Below are 23,600 nucleotides of genomic sequence, written 5' to 3' on the forward strand. Positions count from 1 at the left end.
ATTAAATCCAACAAACTAAAAAAGTTTTTTACAAAATCTGCATGGCAAAGTACGAATTATTGCAAGATATCTTTATGACCTACTAATATAATATCTCAACTAATATGATGTCTATTATCTAATTACCACCAACCCAATAATTTCATCCAAGCTCCACCTAGCCCAAACCAAATAATGAGAGAAAAAATAGACATAATAAAACTCACACTCCACCATTGTCCAGCAGAGTTATAACCTGAACCAAATAATGCGGGTCCTGGACCACCAGCATATTGAGTAAGGCTCATTGATAAAGTTGATGTATAACCTAGACCAACCGCTGCAAGCATCGGTGGTGTACCTACAGCAATTGCTGCTGCTAAAAAGGCTAAGTACATTGCTGAAATATGTGCCATGGCAGATGCAAAGAAATAACGTGTATAAAAATAAACCAACACCAAGATTGTAAATGCAACAGGCCAACTAAAGGAACCTATAGACTCGGAAATATGGGTAGAAATCCACGCAATAGCACCATATTTATTTAATGCTGTAGCCATCATCACCAATACCGAAAACCAAAACATGGTATCCCATGCAGTAGTTTCTGAGACAATATTTTTCCATGTCATAATATTAGACAGTAATAAAATAGTTAATCCAATAAACGCTGAGACCGTCGCAGAAATCCCAAATGCTAAATCCCCGACTGTCCAAAGGAATAATAATAAAATAAAATCAAGTGCTAAAATCCACTCAGCTTTACTCATTTTTCCCATGTGTTTAAGTTCTTCTTTCGCCATTTCCGCCATTTTGGGAGTATGTTTTAGCTCAGGGGGATAAATCAAATATAACAAATAAGGTAAAATAAATAAACAAGCTACTCCAGGAACAATAGCGCCCAAAAACCATGTCATCCAAGAAATTTGAATTCCTTGACTTGCAGCAAGTTCAGCTATTAAAGGATTACCAGCCATAGCAGTTAAGAACATAGTACAAACGATAGTATCAATTTGTGATACCACTAATGCTAAAAATGCACCCGCACGTTTTGCTGTCGGACCAGGTTTAGAATCATAAGCATCCGCAATAGATTGCATAATCGGATACATAATACCGCCCCCACGTGCCGATGCAGATGGAATACCAGGAGCAATAATCAAATCAGCGATAGCAATGCCGTAAGCTACTCCCATCATACGATTACCTAATTTTTCTACAAAAAATAAGGCGATCCGTTTTCCCAATCCTGTTTTAATCACTGCACGAGATAAAAACATTGCGATCCCAATCAGCCAAATAGTGCCATTAGCAAATCCAGACAGCATTGCCACATCATCAGCTTTCGCTTTAATTGGTGTCAAACCTGTCAATCCACTGATCACTAATGCTACTAAAGTCGCCGCTCCCATTGACATTGCTTTAGCAACAATAGCAACAATAGTGGCTACAAATAATGCCAGCATATTCCATGCCCGCACACTTAAATCTGCTGGTGTTGGTATGACCCAAATCAACAAGCCCACCAATACTGCTATACCTAATCCCTTAGGATTAAAGCCCATCTTAACCTCTACCTGAGATTGAGATAACACATTTTCTGACATTTTTACTCCGGAATAATATAATATTAAAAGAAAAGTTCGTTAAAAATATCGTACTTTACTATCTCCAAGAATAAAAGCACGGTTATTTTTGTAAAAGCTTCTAACGTTCGTTATGAATTTCTAAATTCGTTGCATCTTTCTCACGTTTTGTTTTCGCTTTATCATTGCGTTTCTCAGCGATCTTATCTAAATATTCAGGTGTAATATCACCCGTAATATATTTGCCCGTAAAGACCGACGCATCAAATTCACGAATATTTGGATTTTCCTGTTGAATAGAAATTTGTAATGCTTCAAGATCTTGGAAAATTAACCCATCTACGCCAATTAATTTGGCAATCTCATCAACATTACGACCATACGCAATTAATTCATTTTTGGTCGGCATATCAATACCATATACATTTGGATAACGAATCTCAGGGGCTGCCGATGCAAAATAAATTTTATTTGCACCAGCGGAACGAGCCATATCCACAATTTGTTCTGAAGTCGTGCCACGTACAATAGAGTCATCCACTAAAAGCACATTTTTACCTTTAAATTCTGCCGAAATCGTATTGAGTTTACGACGTACCGCACTCACTCGTTGCGTTTGTCCCGGCATAATAAAAGTACGACCCACATAACGATTTTTTACAAAACCTTGACGATATGGTTTGCCTAACACATTCGAAATTCGTAACGCAATGTCATTTGACGTTTCAGGTACAGGAATGACCACATCAATATCAATATTCTTCCATTCCCGTGCAATTTTCTGCCCTAAACGCTCCCCCATATGCACACGTGCAGCATACACGGATACACCATCAATAGTGCTATCCGGACGAGCAAAATACACATATTCAAAAATGCAAGGGGTTAATTTAGTCTCATCGGCACAGATTTCACTAAACAGTTGACCATCAAAAGTGACATAAATTGCCTCCCCCGGTTTCACATCTCGTACAAATTCATAGCCAACTGTGTCTAATGCCACCGTTTCAGAAGCAAACATATAGTCTATTTTGCCATTTTCTTCACGTTGACCAAGTACTAATGGACGAATGCCATTTGGATCACGAAATGCCACTAAACCATGCCCGATAATCATTGCCACACAGGCATAGGCTCCACGGATATCCTTATTGGTAGCTCGAATTGAAGAAAATATATCCTGCGGAGCGAGGGTTTCTTTATCAATATGATCAATGTGATGAGCAAGAATATTAAGCAAGGCTTCGGAATCAGAGTTAGTGTTAACATGGCGACGTGCTAATTTATATAATTTATCTTTAAGCTGATCTGAATTGGTTAAATTACCATTATGCACTAAAGCCAAGCCATAAGGCGAATTAACATAAAATGGTTGTGCTTCTGATACATTAGAACTACCGGCTGTAGGATAACGAACATGTCCAATACCTGCATTACCTTGCAAACGTTGCATATGTACTTGTTGGAACACATCACTGACTAAGCCATTTGCTTTACGTAAGCGAAAACAATTTTCATCATCAACGGTGACAATCCCGGTGGCATCCTGACCACGGTGTTGTAACACCATCAAGGCATCATAAATTGACTGATTAACAGGGCTTTGAGAAACAATACCGACGATACCACACATTTACTATTATCCTTTTATTTCACTGGAATTAAGGTTGAATTTAAAAAACTGGAGTTTGCTTGTAACTGTTGGAAAAACCATTCCACCACAAAACCAAAGTGCGGTATTAATTGGGAAGATTTCCACGCTTCACTTTGCTTAAAGTTAGTAAAGGTATCCACAAAAAATAACAAGGCAGCGACAATTAATACCCCCCGTAAAAAACCGAAACAAGCTCCCAACACTCTATCGGTACCAGATAAACCTGTTTTATCCACTAGCTGCGAAATAACATAATTTACAATGCCTCCGACAATTAACGTTAACACAAATAGCACGCCAATAGCTACACCATTGCGGATATATTCAGATTCAATTTGAGTTAATAAATTGGCTAAATAAGGATAAAATTGACTGGCTACGATAAATGCAATAATCCAACTGGCTAAAGAAAGTACTTCTCGAACAAACCCACGTAATAAGCTAACAATAATAGAAAAAGCAATAATACCAATAATAATATAATCAATCACCGACATAACAATCTCAAAAACAGAGGAAAATAACGTCACTATTCTACCGAAAAATCATATAAAAGAAAACGATTGCTTTAAATATCTTGCCAGAACGTATCGGATAAATACTGGTTGGCTTTGTTGAGTAAAAAGGCTAAATCTTGATAAGTCGGATTTTTCGGTAATGGTAAGGCTATCCCTTTTTTCTCAAGCTGCTCAGAAATTTGCTGAAATTTCACCGCGGTTTGCTTAGGCAATGTTGTTTGGGAACGTTTGCCTAGCCAGTATAAACCTTGTAACGGTATGCAAAGGGCAAATAATGCCGTTAGCACGGCTGCCGCTAACCCAACGTGGCTATGTGGCACGAAAAATTGTTGCCAGACGATAGCGAACACCGCGATAAAAGGCATTAGGGTTTGGGCAAATTTAGTGGCTTTAATAATGCGGTTTTCGGGGAATATTTGGTTGAGTTTTGGGTGAAGAATCCAAGTTTTTTGGTAGGTTTGACCTTGTTGTAGTGTTTTGAATAATGTCATTTTTTTCTTTTTATTACAATCTTTTATTGTTTTTAAATCGGGTTTCGCCGATGGCGACTTACTTTTTCTTTACTCGTATAAAGAAAAAGTAAGCAAAAAGAAAACACGCCCCAACCTTGCCTTGTTTCCTGAAAATAGTTTAATTTGCTTAACGGAAAATGGCTGAACGCGCTTCGCTCAGACAGACGCCATTTCCCTACAAATTAAACTATTTTCAGGCGGCAAACATGGGGACCCCATTTTGTTAGAGTATTATTTTATTTTTTCCGCTCAACCCAATGCTTACCATCAAAATCAACCATCCATTTAGTCTGCTTTCCATTCACTTCCGATGTCACATATTGGCGTTTTTCCTTACGGCTAAACCGCACAATCGTATCATTGCCATCTGGATCTTGCGTGGGTGCATCTGCCAAATATTTCAACTTGTCGGGTAAACGATCACGATATAAGGCTAATTCGGCGACCTTTGGTGCTCTTGTTTCACGAGATTTCGGGAAATTATGTGCTGACATAAATACCCCACTTGCACCATCACGCAATACAAAATAAGCATCAGATTTTTCACATTTCAATTCAGGGAAATGAGTAGGTTCTTCTTTCGGTGGAGCCACATCGCCATTTTTTAGAATTTTTCGGGTGTTATCACATTGGGTACAAGCCATATATTTACCAAAACGACCTAATTTTAAGTGCATATCTGCACCGCATTTGTCGCATTCAACTACTGGACCATCGTAGCCTTTGATTTTGAAACTACCCTGCTCAATAATATAACCATCACAATTTGGGTTGTTACCACAAATATGTAATTTACGCTGCGGATCAATTAAATAACTATCCATTGCGGAATCACATTTCGGACAACGTTTACGAGCAATCAAGGCTTTAGCTTCACTTTCGCTATCTAACACGTTTAATAATTCAGCTTCTGGAATTAAATTCACGGTGGTTTTACAACGTTCTTTTGGTGATAAAGCATAACCAGTACAACCTAAAAATACCCCCGTACTTGCGGTACGAATTGCCATTTTACGCCCACAGGTTGGACAAACAATATCCGTTTCCACTAAGCTATTCGGTTTCATTCCCCCCTCAAGCTCATTTAATTCCGCCGTGCTTAATTGTTCAGAGAAATCTTTAAAGAATTGATTTAACTCTGTTTTCCAGTTTTTGCTACCACTCGCAATTTGGTCTAATACATCTTCCATATTTGCTGTGAAATCATAATTCATCAATTCACTGAAAGATTGATTTAAACGATCGGTGACAATTTCCCCCATTTTTTCGGCATAAAAACGGCGGTTTTCGGTACGAACATAGCCACGCTCTTGAATAGTAGAAATAATCGTTGCATAAGTGGAAGGACGACCAATACCTCGTTTTTCTAACTCTTTTACTAAGGACGCTTCCGTAAAACGAGCTGGCGGTTTGGTAAAATGCTGACTTGGTAACACCTCGTTTAATTTAAGCTTATCTTGCACATTCACCGCTGGTAATTCTTGATCCTCTGGTGATTTGGCTAATTGTGGTAAAACCTTTGTCCAACCATCAAAACGTAAAATTCGCCCTTTTGCCTTTAATTCATAATCTCCCGCCGTTACGGTTAATGTGGTGCTGTCATATTGAGCTTGTGGCATTTGACAAGCCACAAACTGTCGCCAAATTAAATCATATAAACGTTCAGCATCTTTTTCCATACCAGATAAATGAGTGGCTAATACATTTACATCAGAGGGACGAATTGCTTCGTGTGCTTCTTGAGCATTATCTTTACTTGAATAGAAATTCGGCTTGTTTGGTAAATAATTTTCGCCAAACTGATTTTCAATATAATGCCGCACCATATTTAGCGCATCTTGGCTTAAGTTCGTGCTATCAGTACGCATATAAGTAATGTAACCCGCTTCATACAAGCGTTGTGCCAACATCATGGTTTTTTTGACGCTAAAATTCAGCCTGGTACTGGCTGATTGTTGTAACGTGGAAGTAATAAACGGCGGTCGTGCTTTTGATGTTGTTGGTTTAGTTTCTAAATCAGATACAATCAATTCAGATTTTTGTAAAAAATCCACCGCACTTTGCGCTTGTTGCTCATTTTTCGGTTCAAATTTTTTGCCTTTAAGTGCGGTGACATCTAAACGAATTTTTTGTTTTTTCGCCGTTTGTGTATCCACGGCAACTTGCCAAAATTCTTCAGGTAAAAATGCCTTAATTTCTCGTTCACGCTCCACTAATAATTTCACCGCAACCGATTGCACACGACCAGCAGATAAACCTCGCGCGACTTTTTTCCAAAGCAATGGTGACACCATAAAGCCTACCACACGATCTAAAAAACGGCGCGTTTGTTGAGCATTCACTCGGTCTAAATTTAAATGTTCTGGTTTTTCAAAGGCTTGTTTAATCGCATTCTTGGTAATCTCATTAAATACCACTCGACTAAAACGTGCATCATCCCCCCCAATGACTTCGCGTAAATGCCACGCAATCGCTTCCCCCTCTCTATCCAAGTCGGTAGCAAGATAAATATGATCCGCTTTTTGGGCTAAAGATTTTAATTCTGCCACCACTTTTTCCTTACCGGGTAAAATCTGGTAATTCGCTTTCCAGCCATGATAAGGATCAATCCCCATTCGTTTAACCAAGGCATTCTTTTCTTTTTCTGCTTTAATATTTGCCTTTTCTTCAATGCTTAATCCTTTGGTAGAAATCGGTTTTGCTTTTTCGCCAGTGACTGTCCCAGTAGTAGGTAAATCACGGATATGCCCCACACTGGATTTCACTACATAGTTACTCCCCAAATATTTATTGATGGTTTTCGCTTTGGCTGGCGATTCCACAATAACTAACGATTTACTCATATTTAAATACCTAATTTTGTATAATTTGTGTAAAATTCTTTTTTTATATTGCCTAAGGAATAGTTACTAGGTCAACCATTTTTTTTCAAAAGGATGCTAAATGGATAAACTAAATGCAATTTCAGTCTTCTGCAAGGTTATTGAAACCCAAAGTTTCACCCAAACCGCCCAACTTGAAAATATTTCCGTTGCCATGGTAAGTAAATTAGTCGCTCAACTGGAAGAACATTTACAAACTCGATTATTACATCGTACCACCCGAAAAATATCGCCTACCGAAGCTGGTTTAGTTTATTATCAACATTGTCAACCTATACTGACGGAATTAAATGAAGCAGATGCCAGTATTAGTGACTTATCCTCTTCATTACAAGGCAATTTACTGGTTTCTGTACCGATGGACTTTGGTTTACGTTTTATTGCCCCGAATTTAGCTGAATTTGCCAAAATCAATCCTAATTTGCACATTGAAATTGACTTTAGTGATCGCCGCGTTGATCTGATGTCCGAAGGCTATGATTTAGCCTTACGCATCGGCAATCTACAAGACAGTTCTTTAGTAGCCAAAAAACTCGCTACTACCACCATGCATTTTGTCGCATCACCCGATTATCTTGCTAAACAGGGCAGTCCCCAAACACCCACTGAACTCCAATCCCATGATTGTTTATTATATAAAGCCACTGGCAGTCAAATATATTGGGAATTTACGGATGACGACGGCAAAGTAGAACGCATTAAAATGCAATCAAAATTAGTGTCTAACAATGGTTTAACGCTGGTTGAAATGGCTAAAGCTGGCTTAGGTATTATTAATCAACCTTATTTTTTAATTGAAAAAGAGTTAGCCACTGGAGAATTAGTAGAAGTATTAACCCACTACAAACGACAAACGGTAGATCTCCATGCTATTTACCCACACCGTCGATATTTAAGTGCAAAAGTGAAAGCTTTTATTAATTTTTTACAAGGATTAAATTTAGGTAAACTCCGCTAACCTAATTGTGTCCAGATGGGTGTCACATTATCCGGTAATGTTAAAGATTTTCCCAACTCAATCCATGCACAAGGGAAATGAAAGTCCGATCCGACAGAGGCTAATAAATGATGTTCTACCGCCCAACCTGCCACTAATTGACGTTGTTCTCGTGATTGTCCACAGCCAGCCACTTCAATTGCATCACCTTGCCATTGCACAAAATCGGCCACTAATCTTTTAATCCAACGATTCGTCATATTATAACGTAATGGATGAGCCAACACTGCTAATCCTCCCGCTTGATGAATCACATTAATAGCTGTTTCAATATCTACCCAATCTGCTTTTACATAAGCCGGTTTACCCGCTGATAAATAGCGTTTAAACGCCTGAGCATCATTAGAAACTTTACCTATTTGCACCAGAAATCTGGCATAATGCGCCCGCGTGACTTCACCACAGGCTAAGGCTTTTGCCCCTTGATAAGCATTAGGAATGCCTATTTTTTCTAATTTTTCACCAATTTGGATTGCTCGCTGTAAACGTAATACGGCTTGCTGTGCTAAAAGAGCGGTCATTTCTGGTGAGTTTGGATTAAATCCCAAACCGACAATATGGATGCCACGTCCACTTCCTGGTTCCGTCCAGAGTGTCGAAATTTCCACCCCATTTATAAACTGAATACCTTGTTTATCGGCTTCCGCTTTTGCTTCTGCTAAACCAACAATGCTGTCATGATCACATAACGCCAATACATTTACGCCGTTTTCAACTGCTCGCCGTACTACTTCTGTTGGGCTCAATACCCCATCAGACGCTGTACTATGACAATGTAAATCATAAATTTTTTCGCTCATTATTCTCCCTTTCAAACGTCCAGAAAACTTTCCACTATTGCATTATCTAAGTCATTTCCTTTTTTCGACATACTTTGCTCAATACCATTTTTCTATACATTAAAATGTTTGGATGTTTTCGGTAATCTTTCGTGATTTACGAAATAACAATTAACGACCGATTGTTTAAAGACTGAGTTGTATTTGATCATAAAAATCTACACCTTAACGAATTGATTATACGTGTAACTTTGAAAGTGTAGATTATTTATACCGCACTGGTTAATTTAATTATTTTTCACTGCATTGGCAATTTCTTCTGCACATTGTTGCGCAAGTTCGCCGTCTTGGCATTCTACCATGACTCGAATTAACGGTTCAGTGCCTGACTTACGCAATAAAATTCGACCTTTACCTGCTAAACGTTTTTCCACATCAGATGCGACAGATTTTACCTTATCACTTTCTAACGGATTCTCTCCACCAGCAAAACGTACATTAATTAAGACTTGTGGAAATAATGGCACTGCCGTTACTAATTCATTCAAGCTTAATTTGTGTTGTACCATAGCGGTCAATACGGCTAGTGATGCAATAATGCCATCGCCTGTGGTATTTTTATCCGAGATAATAATATGCCCTGAATTTTCACCGCCGAATTTCCAATTATTTTCCTGCATTTTTTCCAACACATAACGGTCACCTACGTTGGCTCGTAAGAATGGCACCCCTAACTGTTTTAAGGCAATTTCAAGGCTCATATTGCTCATTAAAGTACCGACGACACCGCCTTTTAAATTACCTGAACGTAAGGCTTCACGAGCAATAATATACAGAATTTGATCGCCATCCACCTTATTACCTAAATGATCCACCATCATAATACGATCACCGTCACCATCATAGGCTAAACCAACATCTGCTTTAGTTTCTAATACTTTGGCTTGCAAGGCTTTAATATCTGTTGCTCCACATTTTTCATTAATATTTAAACCGTCTGGTTCGGTACCGATCTCAATCACTTCCGCCCCAAGCTCACGCATAACACTTGGTGCAATGTGATAGGTTGCACCGTTAGCACAATCTAGTACGATTTTATAACCGTCCAAACTTAATTCTGTCGGGAATGTGCCTTTACAAAATTCAATATAACGCCCTGAAGCATCATTAATACGGCTCGCCTTACCTAATTCTGCTGATGCCACACAATCCATCGGCTGATCTAACATGGCTTCAATGGCTTCTTCTACTTCATCGGGCAATTTTGTACCTTGGGCTGAGAAAAATTTAATCCCGTTATCATCATAAGGATTATGTGATGCTGAAATCACAACACCTGCTTCAGCACGGAAAGTACGAGTTAAATAAGCTACTGCTGGCGTTGGCATCGGACCAACAAACACGGCTGATAAGCCTGCTGCGGTTAACCCTGCTTCTAAAGCGGATTCCAACATATAGCCAGAAATTCGCGTGTCTTTACCAATTAATACTTTTTTAGAACCTTGTGTTGCCAACACTTTGCCTGCTGCCCAACCAAGTTTTAAGGCGAAATCTGGCGTAATTGGGAATGTTCCCACTTTGCCACGTACGCCATCAGTACCAAAATACTTACGTTCTGCCATTTTTTGTTTTCCTTTTTTCTATTCTATAAAAATATTGTATTTTCAGGCGAATACATCATCCACCCTATATAAATGTTACGCATTCATCATTGCTTGCCAAATTTTCAAAGCATCTGCGGTTTCTGCCACATCATGCACTCGTAAAATAGTTGCTCCATTTTGTGCGGCTAATAACGCCCCTGTAACACTACCGATTAAACGTTGCTCCACCGTTTTGTCCAACACAGCACCTAACATTGACTTACGTGAAAGTCCTGCTAACACAGGATAACCTTGTACCGCAAAACGAGCTTGCTGTTGTAATAAGGTAAAATTATGTTGTACGGTTTTACCAAAACCAAAGCCGACATCCCAAATCACATTTTCCGCCTTTCCGCCTTGCTGCAAAAAAAGTGCGGTGCGATTTTGCAGAAATTCCAACACGTCTTCCACCACATTTTTATAGTATGGATTCGCCTGCATTGTTCGTGGCTGCCCTTGCATGTGCATCAGACAGGTTGGCAAAGCTAATTTCACCGCCGTTGTTAAGGCATCTGGTTCTTGCAAGGCACGAATATCATTAATAATATCCATTCCCACTTTAGCACTTTCTGACATCACCATGGCTTTTGATGTATCAACTGAAATCCAGCAATCAAAGCGTTTTCGCACCGCTTCAACTAGGGGAACCACACGATCTAATTCTTCTTGTTCTGATACTTCTTGTGCATTTGGTCGAGTAGATTCACCGCCAATATCAATAATACTCGCACCAGCATTAAGCATTTTTTCCACTTGAAATAATGCTTTATCCAGTTGAAAAAACTGACCGCTATCAGAAAAAGAATCAGGGGTAAAATTTAAAATTCCCATAATCTGGGGATGGGATAAATCTAAGACTTTATTGTTCGCTTGAAGTTTCATATTCACTATATTAAAAATTAATATATGGCATATTATAGCGAAATATTACGCAAATAAACAGAAAAACACAAAACAAAAGGGATCATAATGATCCCTTTGTTTTATCTCGAATTATTCTGATTTATTATCCAAATTTTCACCTTTTTGCACCGCACTTTCAGCTTGCTTAGGCTCATCAGATTTGGTTTCAGTTTTAGTCGGTTCACCATGTTTTTTATCATCCCAACCACTTGGTGGGGTCACTGGTTCACGCTGCATCAACTGTTTAATTTGCTCTTCTTCAATGGTTTCATATTTCACTAACGCATCTTTCATTGCATGCAAAATATCCATGTTATCAATCAGAATTTGTCTTGCTCGATCATAGTTTCTTGCCACAATAGCACGCACTTCTTCATCAATCACGTGAGCAGTTTCATCGGACATATGTTTGGCTTTCGCCATTGAACGCCCTAAGAACACTTCGCCATCATCTTCGGTATAAAGAATCGGTCCGAGTTTATCGGAGAAGCCCCATTGCGTCACCATATTACGAGCAATATTAGTCGCCACTTTAATGTCGTTAGATGCCCCGGTAGAAATATTTTCTTCACCGTAAATTAAATCTTCCGCTAAACGTCCTGCATACAAGGTAGAAAGTTTACTTTCTAATTGTTTTTGGCTAATGCTAACTTGATCACCTTCAGGCAAGAAAAATGTCACTCCTAACGCTCGACCACGTGGAATAATGGTGACTTTATGCACGGGATCGTGTTCAGGCACAATATATCCCACAATGGCATGTCCTGCTTCATGGTAAGCGGTGCTTTCTTTTTGCTTATCGGTCATAATCATAGTGCGACGTTCAGGTCCCATATTGATTTTGTCTTTAGCTTTTTCAAAGTCTAACATGGTCACTACACGCTTATTACTACGAGCAGCAAATAATGCAGCTTCATTAACAAGATTCGCCAAATCCGCCCCTGAATAACCCGGTGTGCCACGAGCCAATGTCATGGCATCTACATCTTTGTCAATCGGCACTTTACGCATATGTACTTTTAAAATTTGCTCACGTCCACGCACATCAGGTAAACCCACAACCACTTGACGGTCAAAACGTCCCGGGCGAACTAATGCAGGGTCAAGCACATCAGGACGGTTAGTTGCAGCAATCACAATAATTCCTTCTTTACCTTCAAAACCATCCATTTCCACTAACATTTGGTTTAAGGTTTGTTCACGTTCATCATGACCACCACCTAACCCCGCTCCACGCTGACGGCCAACGGCATCAATTTCATCAATAAAAATTAAACAAGGTGCATTTTTCTTCGCTTGCTCGAACATATCACGGACACGTGATGCCCCGACACCCACAAACATTTCCACAAAATCGGAACCTGAAATGGTGAAAAATGGAACTTTAGCCTCACCTGCAATAGCTTTTGCGATCAACGTTTTACCTGTCCCCGGTGGACCAACCATTAATACACCTTTCGGAATTTTACCGCCAAGATTTTGGAATTTACTTGGATCACGTAAGAAATCGACAATCTCAGCCACTTCTTCTTTGGCTTCATCACAACCCGCCACATCTGCAAAGGTGGTTTTAATTTGTTCTTTGTTCAACATTTTTGCTCGGCTTTTACCAAAGCTCATTGCTTTACCACCACCTTGCATTTGACGCATAAAGAAAACCCATACCCCAATTAAGAACAACATTGGGAACCACGAAATTAAAATTTGCGAGAATAAACTACGCTGTTCAGGTAATGCTCCTTCTACTTTAACTTTTTGTTTTAACAAATCATTAAGAATTTGACGATCTTCTAATGGTGTAGGCAACACAGTAGTATATTTTGAACCGTCTCTTTTGGTGACAAAAATTTCACCCACTTCGTTAAATTTAGTTTGTGCGACTTGTTGATTTTCCACATCCGTCATAAATGTAGTGTAATCAATACGATTGTTTGTATCAGTTGAATTAAATCCCTGGTATGCCGTCATCATCACAACCGCAACAACTACCCAAAGGACAAGATTTTTAATCATATCGTTCAAGGCTTGACCCCATTTTAGTTAAAGTTAAAAAAAATTTGCTGTTAGCTTACTATAAAATTGATATTAATCAAAACAATCAATGCAATTAATGTTTATATCCTGTTGCTACAATATAGACTTCCCGAGAACGATCTCGTGATGCTTCTGGCTTGCGGACTTTGACTGTGCTAAAAAGTGAACGAATCTCTCGCAAATATTGATCAAAACCCTCGCCTTGAAACACTTTCACCACAAAACTACCCTTGCTCGCCAGCACCTGTTTACACATATCTAACGCCAGTTCGACTAAATACATGGCTCGTGGAATATCCACTGACGGCATACCACTAAAATTCGGTGCCATATCTGACATCACCACATCGACTTTATTTTCACCTACTCGCTCAAGTAATGCAGCCAGCACATTTTCATCACGAAAATCCCCCTGTAAGAAATCCACCCCCACAATAGGATCCATTTCCAAAATATCGCAAGCAATGATGCGACCATTACCCCCGATCTGACTGACCACATATTGTGACCACCCCCCGGGAGCTGCCCCAAGATCGACGACAGTCATGCCTTGTTTAAATAAGCGATCTGACTGCTGAATTTCATCTAATTTAAAATAAGCTCGAGAGCGTAATTTTTGTTTATGTGCTTTCTGTACAAACTGATCTTTAAAATGTTCATTTAACCAACGGCTTGAACTTGCCGATCTTTTTCTTCCCATAATTTCTTAAATTTTGTGGTAGTTTTTGTAATATAAGGCTAAAATAGCCTAATTCAAGCCAACTGCGGTATTTTTCACCGCACTTTTTTAATTTAGGATTATATTTATGTCAATGACATTATCAACCAAACAAAAACAATTTCTCAAAGGATTAGCCCATCATTTAAATCCTGTCGTTATGCTTGGTAACAATGGTTTAACCGAAGGTGTACTAGCTGAAATCGACAATGCACTTAATTATCATGAGCTGATTAAAGTTAAAGTAGCAGGTGCAGATCGTGAAACCAAACAGCTCATTATTGATGCTATTGTGCGTGAAACCAAATCCGTTGCCGTACAAACTATCGGACACATTGTTATTTTATATCGAGAAAGTGAAGATAAAAAAATTCAGTTGCCGAAAAAATAGCATAGTTTGGGCGAACACATAGATTCGCCCATATATCGCTACTTATATTCCACTTCCATAATCTCAAATTCTACCTTGCCACCAGGTGTACTAATCGTCACTGAATCATCTACTTCTTTACCCACTAAACCACGCGCTATCGGCGAATTAACGGAAATCAAGCCTAATTTAATATCTGCTTCATCATCGCCTACAATACAATAACTGACTTCTTCTTCCGTATCCACATTTAACAGTACGACGGTTGCCCCAAAAATCACTTTGCCATTGTTCGGTATTTTAGTCACATCAATAATTTGGCAGTGAGATAATTTCCCTTCAATTTCTTGAATTCGCCCTTCACAAAAGCCTTGTTGTTCTCGAGCCGCATGATATTCAGCATTTTCTTTTAAATCACCGTGTTCACGAGCCTCTGCAATTGCTTTAATAATCTCTGGGCGACGAGTATTTTTCAAATAATCCAGTTCCTGTTTCAATAGTTCTGCACCACGTACAGTCATCGGAATTTGTTTTAGCATTTTATTTATTTCTCCTTTTTTTAGGTAAAAACAAAACCACGGCATTGAGTTGACAATGTCGCAGTTAAAATAAGTTAAGAAAAAAGTTTACTCAATTGAGTTCGGAGTCTATTATTGTTCTTCTGACAAAAAATAGCAACCCTAAAAACACAACAATGAAGTATTTAAGCAAAAATTGGCTACTGGTCAGCCTTATTTTTTCCACACCAGTATTTTCACAAATAGATATTCCCATGATAGCACAACAATTACCACAAGGGGCAAGTTTGGGCTTTGTAGCCAAAAATCTCCATAATAACCAGATTATCACGGGATATAACGCCAGTACGTTTATGTTGCCAGCAAGTACCCAAAAGGTCTTCACGGCTTTAGCTGCCAAATTGACGCTAGGTGATCAATTTCAATTTGAAACCAGTTTACTCACCAATGGCAAAATTCAAAATAATACTTTAAATGGTGATTTAATTATCAAATTCACGGGTGATCCCGATTTAACCAGTGGTCAACTTTATACCTTACTCGCTCAACTAAAGAAACAAAATATTCAAAAAATCACTGGCAACCTGATTTTAGATACGTCAATTTTTGCTAGTCATGATCGGGGTTCTGGTTGGATCTGGAATGATTTAACGATGTGTTTTAACTCCCCTCCAGCGGCTGCCAATATTGACAATAACTGCTTTTATGTGGATTTAGATGCCAATCAAAGTATCGGTGAAAATGTTAAATTTAATGTACCGTCTCAATTTCCAATTTTAGTCTTTGGTCAGGTGCAAGTGGTGAGTAATGCAGAATCTGGCTATTGTCAACTAGATGCCGTGGTTCACGACAATAACCGCTATCAAATCAAAGGTTGCATAACCAGACAAAGTAAACCTTTTGGACTAAGTTTCGCCGTGCAAGATCCCGATGCTTATGCAGCAGCCATTGTACAACGTCAATTAAACCGTTTAGGTATTCAGTTTAACGGCAATGTACAAATTCCACGCCAACCACAGAAAGGTACATTATTAGCTCAACATTTTTCTAAATCACTGCCCGATTTGTTGAAAAAAATGATGAAGAAATCAGATAACCAAATTGCGGATGCGCTATTTCGTACCATTGCTTATCAATATTACAAACGCCCCGCCACTTTCCAACTGGGTGCGATGGCATTAAAAAATATTTTGGCTAAACAAGCGGGTATCAAATTTGGTAATAGTATTGTGGCAGATGGCTCAGGGTTATCCAGACATAACCTTATTGCACCAGAAACCATGTTACAAGCTCTTGAATATATAGAAAAAAATGAAGATAAATTACATCTATTAGGTGCCTTCCCAATTGCGGGCATGGACGGTACCATCAGCGGACGTGGCAGCTTAATTCAACCGCCCTTGGTGAAAAATGTGATTGCCAAAACAGGATCACTGAAAGGCGTTTATAATTTAGCCGGTTTTATGACCAATGCACGTGGTGAGAGAGTCGCCTTTGTGCAATTTATTAATGGCTATTCTACTGGGGAGTTAGAAAATAAAACCAAACGAGCGCCCTTAGTGCAGTTTGAGAGTCAGATTTATAATAAAATCTATGCTGAATAATTTTTAGTGCAATTAAATTAGGGTTTCTATTATGAAAGAAACCCTAATTTAGTAATAAGATAAACAAGCTCCTATCATTAAAGCATATTTTTCTCACTCCGAGAAAGACTGATCAAGCCTGAGCGTACAATTTCCAGTACACTGGTTTCTTCTTTCAAGGCACGAATAAAGGCATCTAATTTATCTTTTGTGCCAGACAATTGCACCGTATAAGATTTGGTGGTGACATCCACAATTTGCCCACGGAAAATATCTGCTAACCGTTTGATTTCATCACGAGATGTACCTGTTGCACGAACTTTTATTAACATCACTTCACGTTCAACATGTTCACAATCACTTAAACTAATCACCTTAAACACATCGACTAATTTATGTAATTGCTTTTCGATTTGCTCTAACACCCTCTCATCACCAGATACTGCAATCGTCATACGAGAAAGAGTAGGATCATCGGTTGGTGCAACGGTTAAACTTTCAATATTAAAGGCTCGCTGAGAGAATAAGGCAACCACACGAGATAATGCACCTGATTCATTTTCTAATAATACTGATAAAATTCTACGCATTCTGTTTCTCCTTATTCTTTATTCGGTGCACATAATAACATGTCATTCATTGCACCGCCGCGTATTTGCATTGGATAGACATTTTCCTTGGCATCAATCAACACATCTACAAAGACTAATTTATCTTTAATCGCAAAGGCTTGAGCGAGTTTTTCTGCTAACTCATCGGCATGATTGATCTGAATCCCAACATGTCCGTAAGCTTCTGCTAATTTGGTAAAATCAGGCAACGAATTCATATAGACTTGTGAATGGCGACCTGAATAAATCAAATCTTGCCATTGTTTCACCATGCCTAAGAAACGATTATTTAAACTCACAATCACGATCGGTGTGTCATATTGTTTCACGGTAGATAGCTCTTGAATATTCATTTGAATACTGCCATCCCCTGTAATACAAACTACGGTACTTTCTGGATGAGCAAATTTTACCCCAATAGCCGCTGGCAAACCAAAACCCATTGTCCCCGCCCCGCCTGAATTGATCCAACGACGTGGTTCATCAAATGGATAGTGTAAAGCCGCAAACATTTGATGTTGTCCTACGTCAGATGCAATATAGGCATCGCCTTTAGTTAAATGATAAATGGTTTCAATCACCGTTTGTGGCTTAATTTCTTGCGAAGTAGTATCAAATTCAAGGCATTTTTTTGCTTTCCATTCATCAATTTGTTGCCACCATTCAGTTAAATCAGACTGGGATTTTACTAAATTTTCATCTTGTAATAAGGCTAAAAACTCACCAAATACATTATCCACACTACCAACAATCGGAATTGCAACGGGAATATTTTTTGAAATAGACGTTGGATCAATATCAATTTGAATCACTTTGGCATGAGGGCAATATTTCTTTACATTGTTAGTAGTACGATCATCAAAACGTACTCCCACGCCTAAAATCAAATCAGACTCATGCATAGCACAGTTGGCTTGATAGGTGCCGTGCATACCTAACATTCCTAGGAATTGACGATCAGTTGCTGGATAAGCGCCTAATCCCATTAAGGAAGAAGTAACCGGTAAATTTAATAATTGTGCAAATTGTCTAACTTTCGCACTACTATTATTAATAATCACCCCTCCACCCACATATAGAACTGGTTTTTTTGCTACTAATAAGGCTTTTAAGGCTTTTTTGATTTGTCCTTTGTGTCCTTGTAAATTCGGATTATAAGAACGCATACTAATATCTTTTGGATATTCATAAGGATATTTATTAGCTGGATTCACCATATCTTTTGGAATATCAATCACCACAGGACCGGGACGACCTGTTGAAGCGATATAAAAGGCTTTTTTGATAATTGTCGGAATATCTTCTGCACGTTGAATAATAAAACTATGCTTCACTACCGGGCGAGTAATGCCGATAGTATCACACTCTTGGAAAGCATCTGTACCGATCAAATTAGATGGTACTTGTCCGGTTAATACGACTAAAGGAACAGAATCCGCATAAGCGGTAGCAATCCCTGTGATCGAATTGGTTGCCCCAGGACCTGATGTGACTAACACGCATCCCACTTCACCTGTTGAACGAGCATAACCATCCGCCATATGAACAGCAGCTTGTTCATGGCGAACTAGAATATGTTCAATCCCACCTAAGGTATGGATTGCATCATAAATATCTAACACGGATCCACCCGGATAACCAAATAAATATTTTACACCTTGATCACGCAAAGATTGCACAACCATTTCTGCACCTGATAATTTCTTCATAAAATCACTCCGTTTTACTGACAATTTCTACAGAATTTTTAACCGCACTTTTTATTAAAAGGAAATATTCCTTAATTTGTGAAATTAGTGTACTAAATTCCGGTTAATTGTCTATTCTTTTTTTAAGCCCAAATTATTAATTTAACAGAATAAAAATCTAAATTAATTAAAATTACGATATTTAATAAATAAAATTTATAATAAAATGATAAAATGCGGCATAAAGCCGCATTTTATAAACTTAAAACAAAATAAAATTTTTATTTAAAAATTTGAATCAGATCACAATTTTAACGTTTCTTACTAACAAATATAGCGATAAACAACACTGCTCCCGTGGTAATAAAACCAAGCCAACCAGATTGCGTAAAGCCAATCACGAAATAGCCAATAGTTGTCGCTAATGCCACTAATAACGCATAAGGTAATTGTGTTGTCACATGATCAATATGGTTACATTTCGCCCCTGTTGATGACAGAATCGTGGTGTCTGATACGGGTGAACAATGGTCACCACACACTGCCCCAGCCATGACCGCAGATAAACAAGGTAATAATAATTCAGGTGAAGCATTAACGGCGATAGCCGCTGCAATGGGTAACATAATCCCAAAGGTTCCCCAGCTCGTTCCCGTTGAAAATGCCATTGCCGCACCTAAAATAAATAAAATAGCCGGTAAAAATGCTGGATTTAAATTGTCTGAAATTAAGGTAGAAAGATATTTTCCGGTTTGCATATCACCCACGATTTTATTAATCGTCCAAGCAAAGAATAAAATAGCAATCGCACCTAACATGGATTTAATCCCGACAATCCAAGCCTTGCCGTATTCATTTAAGGTCACATTTCTATTAGCCACAATTAATAAAGTAGAGACAATCAATGCACTCACGCCCCCTACCACTAATGAAATACCCACCGTCGTATTTTCAAACGCACCTAAAACACTAAAGGTTTTACCGTCAGCAACTAACGCATCGTTACCAGTTTTCATCATCATAGCAACCGTAGCTAAAATTAAGGTTAAAATCGGTAACACTAAATTACGCACTTTTCCTGAACTTTGTGCTTGAATTTCATCAGCGGTATCTGATTGCCCTATGGCTAATTTTTCATGACGTGCCATAGGGCCAATATCAAAAGAAAAATAAGCGACAATAAACACCATAATCATGGAAAAAATAGCATAAAAATTCATCGCACTCATGGTGATGAAAGCACTAAATGGCGTATAACCCGTAATAGCATGTTCTGCTAATAAACCTGCAATTAGCGTCATAATATAAGCACCCCAGCTAGAAACTGGCATCATGACACACATTGGTGCAGCAGTGGAATCCAGAATATAAGCTAATTTAGCGCGAGAAACATGGAATTTATCCGTCACAGGGCGAGCAATAGCACCCACCGCTAAACTATGGAAGTAATCGTCAATAAAAGTAACAAAAACTAAGCATGCTGCCATTAATTTTGCCCCACGGCGATCTTTAATGCGTTTTTGCGCCCATTCAGCAAATGCCTGATTACTACCAGAAACACTTAAAAGTGCGGTTAAAATACCAAGCAATAATAGGAAAAGAATGATATGCACATTACTCTCATTGAATGCGAATCCTCCCTCTTCTACCGTATAAATTAATGAAGATACTCGTTCAAAAAGATAACTTAAAGTTAAACTGAAATCTGCTCCAGTTAACATTAATGCCCCAACGATAATACCCACACTTAATGACAATAAGACCTTACGTGTAATAATGGCTAAACCAAGGGCTAATAATGGTGGTAAAACCGACCATATTGAAGAAGAAAAATCGATAAGTTCCATTTGTTCTGCCTAAAAGTAAGGGAGAACCACTGACATCAGTTCACATTAAATAATGTTAAAATGATTTAGAGATAAAGGTAGCCAACAAAACTACCCCTAACAGTAGCGCTCCATAGTAAATAAACGGGTATAAGATTTTTAATTAAAATGTTATCCCCTAGACTATGACAGTAACGTTTCTTTCGATAACGTCACCAACCAATCAAAACGACTTTTAATTGATTTCGGCAAATATTCCTTTCATTTTTCTTCTCCGTTATCCACTCCGAAAAAATACTTATAATATTCGCACCTCTACATTTGTAGGATTTGCAAAGATTACCTGAATAATGCATAAATGCCAACAGGTTTTTTATATATATTGATAGAAAGAAACAAAATATTTACAAAAAAGCATAATAAGGATATGATTATTAACAATATAAAATCAACTTAAGGAGAATAAAATGAGTGATTTAGCAAACACATTAAATAATTTACGTAATTTACGTGCTGCCATTAATACTATTGACTTAAGCAGAGCAGAAAAAATTTTAGAGAAATTACAAATTATTATCGACGAAAAACGTAAAAAAGCAGAAGCAGAAATCAAAAAAATAAAGGCTCGCCAAGAACTTATTAAAAAATATCAAGCCGAATTAAAAGAAAAAGGTATTTCTTTATCTGAATTACTTTCTGACGTTAAAGAAACAAAAAATAAAAAAACACGTCAATCACTTCCTGCAAAATACAAATATATCGATAACAAAGGCGAAGAACGTACATGGAGTGGACAAGGTCGTACACCATTAATTATTAAAAAAGCATTAGAAGCGGGTAAATCGCTAGATGATTTTAAAATCTAAGATTCTTAAATTTAATAATAAAACCCATTTAAAGATGGGTTTTATTTGTTTACCAGAATAGGAACGATAATATGATTGAAAATAAAATTTTGCTAACCGATTGTCCTGATGATAAAGGACTCATCGCCAAAATAACCAATATCTGCTACAAACATCAGCTAAATATTATACATAATAATGAATTTGTCGATTTTGAAACAAAACATTTTTTTATGCGAACTGAATTACAAGGTATCTTTAATGAAGAAACGCTACTTGCCGATTTAGCATTTAGTTTGCCACAAGGCACAAATTGTCGTTTAATAGATTCAAGTCGTAAAAAGCGTATTGTCATTTTGGTCACCAAAGAAGCCCATTGTTTGGGTGATATATTAATGAAAACCTATTATGGCGGATTAGATCTTGAGATCGCCGCAGTAATTGGAAATCACGACAGCTTACGTTCTCTTGTGGAACGTTTTGATGTGCCTTTTCATTGCGTCAGTCACGAACATTTAACTCGGATTGAACACGATAAATTATTAGCCGAAAAAATTGATGAATATCACCCAGATTTAATTGTGTTAGCCAAATATATGCGGGTATTAAATCCGGAATTTGTCGCTCGTTACCCAAATCGTGTGATCAATATTCACCATTCTTTTTTACCGGCTTTTATTGGTGCTAATCCTTATAAACGAGCTTATGAACGTGGGGTGAAAATTATTGGCGCCACAGCACATTTTATTAATAATGAATTAGATGAAGGTCCGATTATTATGCAAAATGTGATTAATGTGGATCATACCTATTCGGCGGAAATGATGATGAAAGCGGGACGAGATGTGGAAAAAACGGTGCTAAGTCGAGCGTTAGATTTAGCCATCCATGATCGTTTATTTGTATTCCAAAATAAAACTATCGTTTTATAATTGCTATTCTATTAATTTAAGAATATAAAAAATCCCCAAGATTGGGGATTTAAAATTCATCATAATAAAAATTATTTGATAACTACAACATCAATTGCAGCTGGACCACGTTGAGAATCTTGTACATTATATTCAACATTATCGCCTTCGTTTAAGGTTCTGTAGTTATCACCAACGATACCAGAAAAATGAACGAATAAATCTTTTCCGCCATTTGCAGGAGTAATAAAACCAAAACCTTTATCAGAATTGAACCATTTTACAGAACCGTTTAATTTAGACATGTTGTCTTCCTCATTTTAAAATTTAAATTTGCGCTTGAGAAAACAAGCAATTGTGCTAAGAAGGATATAGAAACTGATATTAAGAAAAATCCAAGAACAAATTTAAAACTTGTGATACGGAAGAACTAATAACGCATTTTATAAACTACTGTCTAGCTGTAGGACATTAAATCATTAACTCCATATTAAAGCAAGTATTATTTACTTCATTTTAAAAATAAAAATGATTATTAAAAATATGTTAAAAAATAACCGCACTTTTCCCATAGAACATAAAAACAAAAAATTGCAAGCCTTTCGACTTGCAATTCTGTAATAAACGAAAATAGAAAATTAACGTTTTGAGTATTGTGGACGACGACGTGCTTTGTGTAAACCCACTTTTTTACGTTCAACACGGCGTGCATCACGGGTAACAAAGCCCGCCGCACGTAATGCTGGACGTAATGATTCGTCATATTCCATCAATGCACGAGTGATACCGTGACGGATTGCACCCGCTTGACCAGAAATACCACCACCAGTTACCGTGATGTAAAGGTCTAATTTATCTGTCAACTCAACAAGTTCTAATGGTTGACGTACGATCATGCGTGAAGTTTCACGTCCAAAGTATACGTCTAAAGAACGTTGGTTAATGGTGATGTTACCATTGCCCGCTTTGATAAATACACGAGCTGAAGAGCTTTTGCGGCGACCAGTGCCGTAGTTTTGATTTGCTGCTGTCATTTGTCTGCT

At 37.9% G+C, this 23,600-nt stretch carries 21 protein-coding genes and 1 riboswitch; of the genes, 5 read left to right on the top strand and 16 right to left on the bottom strand.

Features of this window, described 5'->3' with window-relative positions:
* Positions 1-122: 122 nt before the first annotated feature.
* From E0709_RS08760 to topA, 5 genes are all read right to left on the bottom strand, one after another.
* Positions 123-1,586, bottom strand: coding sequence for a DASS family sodium-coupled anion symporter (locus E0709_RS08760; RefSeq protein WP_132302429.1), 1,464 nt, complete (start codon positions 1,584-1,586; stop codon positions 123-125).
* 100 nt (positions 1,587-1,686) lie between these two features.
* Complete coding sequence (gene purF / locus E0709_RS08765) at positions 1,687-3,198, bottom strand: amidophosphoribosyltransferase (protein WP_132302428.1); 1,512 nt, start codon at positions 3,196-3,198, stop codon at positions 1,687-1,689.
* A gap of 14 nt (positions 3,199-3,212) precedes the next feature.
* On the bottom strand, positions 3,213-3,710 hold the full coding sequence (locus E0709_RS08770; protein WP_132302546.1) for a CvpA family protein: 498 nt from the start codon (positions 3,708-3,710) through the stop codon (positions 3,213-3,215).
* Positions 3,711-3,787: 77 nt separating this feature from the next.
* Positions 3,788-4,228: a terminus macrodomain insulation protein YfbV gene (yfbV, locus tag E0709_RS08775; protein ID WP_132302427.1), complete on the bottom strand. Its 441-nt coding sequence runs from the start codon at positions 4,226-4,228 to the stop codon at positions 3,788-3,790.
* Positions 4,229-4,485: 257 nt separating this feature from the next.
* On the bottom strand, positions 4,486-7,092 hold the full coding sequence (gene topA, locus E0709_RS08780) for a type I DNA topoisomerase (RefSeq protein ID WP_132302426.1): 2,607 nt from the start codon (positions 7,090-7,092) through the stop codon (positions 4,486-4,488).
* 100 nt (positions 7,093-7,192) lie between these two features.
* Here topA and E0709_RS08785 point away from each other — a divergent pair, with 100 nt between their 5' ends.
* The gene (locus E0709_RS08785) at positions 7,193-8,089 is read left to right on the top strand and encodes a LysR family transcriptional regulator (protein ID WP_132302425.1); all 897 of its coding nucleotides are present in this window, start codon (positions 7,193-7,195) and stop codon (positions 8,087-8,089) included.
* On the opposite strand, the gene E0709_RS08790 is transcribed toward E0709_RS08785, so the two are convergent.
* From E0709_RS08790 to rlmE, 5 genes are all read right to left on the bottom strand, one after another.
* Positions 8,086-8,928 carry a PHP domain-containing protein gene (locus E0709_RS08790; RefSeq protein ID WP_132302424.1) on the bottom strand — a complete coding sequence of 281 codons (843 nt, stop codon included), beginning with the start codon at positions 8,926-8,928 and terminating at the stop codon, positions 8,086-8,088. The two genes, E0709_RS08785 and E0709_RS08790, sit on opposite strands and share 4 nt — an antisense overlap.
* A gap of 266 nt (positions 8,929-9,194) precedes the next feature.
* Positions 9,195-10,529, bottom strand: a complete 1,335-nt coding sequence (gene glmM, locus E0709_RS08795) for a phosphoglucosamine mutase (RefSeq protein ID WP_132302423.1) — start codon at positions 10,527-10,529, stop codon at positions 9,195-9,197.
* Between the two features lie 75 nt (positions 10,530-10,604).
* Positions 10,605-11,432, bottom strand: a complete 828-nt coding sequence (folP, locus tag E0709_RS08800; protein WP_132302422.1) for a dihydropteroate synthase — start codon at positions 11,430-11,432, stop codon at positions 10,605-10,607.
* Positions 11,433-11,543: 111 nt separating this feature from the next.
* Positions 11,544-13,466 (bottom strand): ATP-dependent zinc metalloprotease FtsH, encoded by a 1,923-nt coding sequence (gene ftsH, locus E0709_RS08805; RefSeq protein ID WP_132302545.1) that lies wholly within the window; start codon positions 13,464-13,466, stop codon positions 11,544-11,546.
* Between the two features lie 94 nt (positions 13,467-13,560).
* Entirely contained in the window at positions 13,561-14,187 is a 627-nt protein-coding gene (gene rlmE, locus E0709_RS08810) for a 23S rRNA (uridine(2552)-2'-O)-methyltransferase RlmE (RefSeq protein ID WP_132302421.1), read from the bottom strand.
* Between the two features lie 106 nt (positions 14,188-14,293).
* Here rlmE and yhbY point away from each other — a divergent pair, with 106 nt between their 5' ends.
* Positions 14,294-14,596, top strand: a complete 303-nt coding sequence (yhbY, locus tag E0709_RS08815) for a ribosome assembly RNA-binding protein YhbY (protein ID WP_391540626.1) — start codon at positions 14,294-14,296, stop codon at positions 14,594-14,596.
* A 38-nt stretch (positions 14,597-14,634) separates the two neighbouring features.
* On the opposite strand, the gene greA is transcribed toward yhbY, so the two are convergent.
* Positions 14,635-15,114, bottom strand: coding sequence for a transcription elongation factor GreA (gene greA, locus E0709_RS08820; RefSeq protein ID WP_132302420.1), 480 nt, complete (start codon positions 15,112-15,114; stop codon positions 14,635-14,637).
* A 155-nt stretch (positions 15,115-15,269) separates the two neighbouring features.
* Here greA and dacB point away from each other — a divergent pair, with 155 nt between their 5' ends.
* A complete protein-coding gene (gene dacB, locus E0709_RS08825) occupies positions 15,270-16,697 on the top strand; it encodes a serine-type D-Ala-D-Ala carboxypeptidase (protein ID WP_132302419.1) in 1,428 nt (475 codons plus the stop codon).
* A 77-nt stretch (positions 16,698-16,774) separates the two neighbouring features.
* Here dacB and ilvN read toward each other — a convergent pair whose 3' ends face one another.
* The 3 genes from ilvN to E0709_RS08840 form a co-directional block, all read right to left on the bottom strand.
* The gene (gene ilvN / locus E0709_RS08830; protein ID WP_132302418.1) at positions 16,775-17,266 is read right to left on the bottom strand and encodes an acetolactate synthase small subunit; all 492 of its coding nucleotides are present in this window, start codon (positions 17,264-17,266) and stop codon (positions 16,775-16,777) included.
* A gap of 11 nt (positions 17,267-17,277) precedes the next feature.
* Entirely contained in the window at positions 17,278-18,996 is a 1,719-nt protein-coding gene (locus E0709_RS08835; protein ID WP_132302417.1) for an acetolactate synthase 3 large subunit, read from the bottom strand.
* A 290-nt stretch (positions 18,997-19,286) separates the two neighbouring features.
* Positions 19,287-20,822, bottom strand: coding sequence for a Na+/H+ antiporter NhaC family protein (locus E0709_RS08840; protein ID WP_132302416.1), 1,536 nt, complete (start codon positions 20,820-20,822; stop codon positions 19,287-19,289).
* A 95-nt stretch (positions 20,823-20,917) separates the two neighbouring features.
* A riboswitch (Lysine riboswitch) is annotated at positions 20,918-21,127 on the bottom strand.
* A gap of 141 nt (positions 21,128-21,268) precedes the next feature.
* On the opposite strand from E0709_RS08840, the gene E0709_RS08845 reads away from it, so the two are divergent.
* Positions 21,269-21,667, top strand: a complete 399-nt coding sequence (locus E0709_RS08845; protein ID WP_132302415.1) for an H-NS family histone-like protein — start codon at positions 21,269-21,271, stop codon at positions 21,665-21,667.
* A gap of 71 nt (positions 21,668-21,738) precedes the next feature.
* Positions 21,739-22,578 carry a formyltetrahydrofolate deformylase gene (gene purU / locus E0709_RS08850; protein ID WP_132302414.1) on the top strand — a complete coding sequence of 280 codons (840 nt, stop codon included), beginning with the start codon at positions 21,739-21,741 and terminating at the stop codon, positions 22,576-22,578.
* A gap of 71 nt (positions 22,579-22,649) precedes the next feature.
* Here the strand turns inward: purU and cspE are convergent, their stop codons facing one another.
* Complete coding sequence (gene cspE, locus E0709_RS08855) at positions 22,650-22,862, bottom strand: transcription antiterminator/RNA stability regulator CspE (RefSeq protein ID WP_132302413.1); 213 nt, start codon at positions 22,860-22,862, stop codon at positions 22,650-22,652.
* 333 nt (positions 22,863-23,195) lie between these two features.
* Positions 23,196-23,591 carry a 30S ribosomal protein S9 gene (gene rpsI / locus E0709_RS08860; RefSeq protein WP_132302412.1) on the bottom strand — a complete coding sequence of 132 codons (396 nt, stop codon included), beginning with the start codon at positions 23,589-23,591 and terminating at the stop codon, positions 23,196-23,198.
* Positions 23,592-23,600 lie beyond the last annotated feature (9 nt).

The sequence above is a fragment of the Lonepinella koalarum genome (genome assembly GCF_004565475.1).
Classification (GTDB): domain Bacteria; phylum Pseudomonadota; class Gammaproteobacteria; order Enterobacterales; family Pasteurellaceae; genus Lonepinella; species Lonepinella koalarum.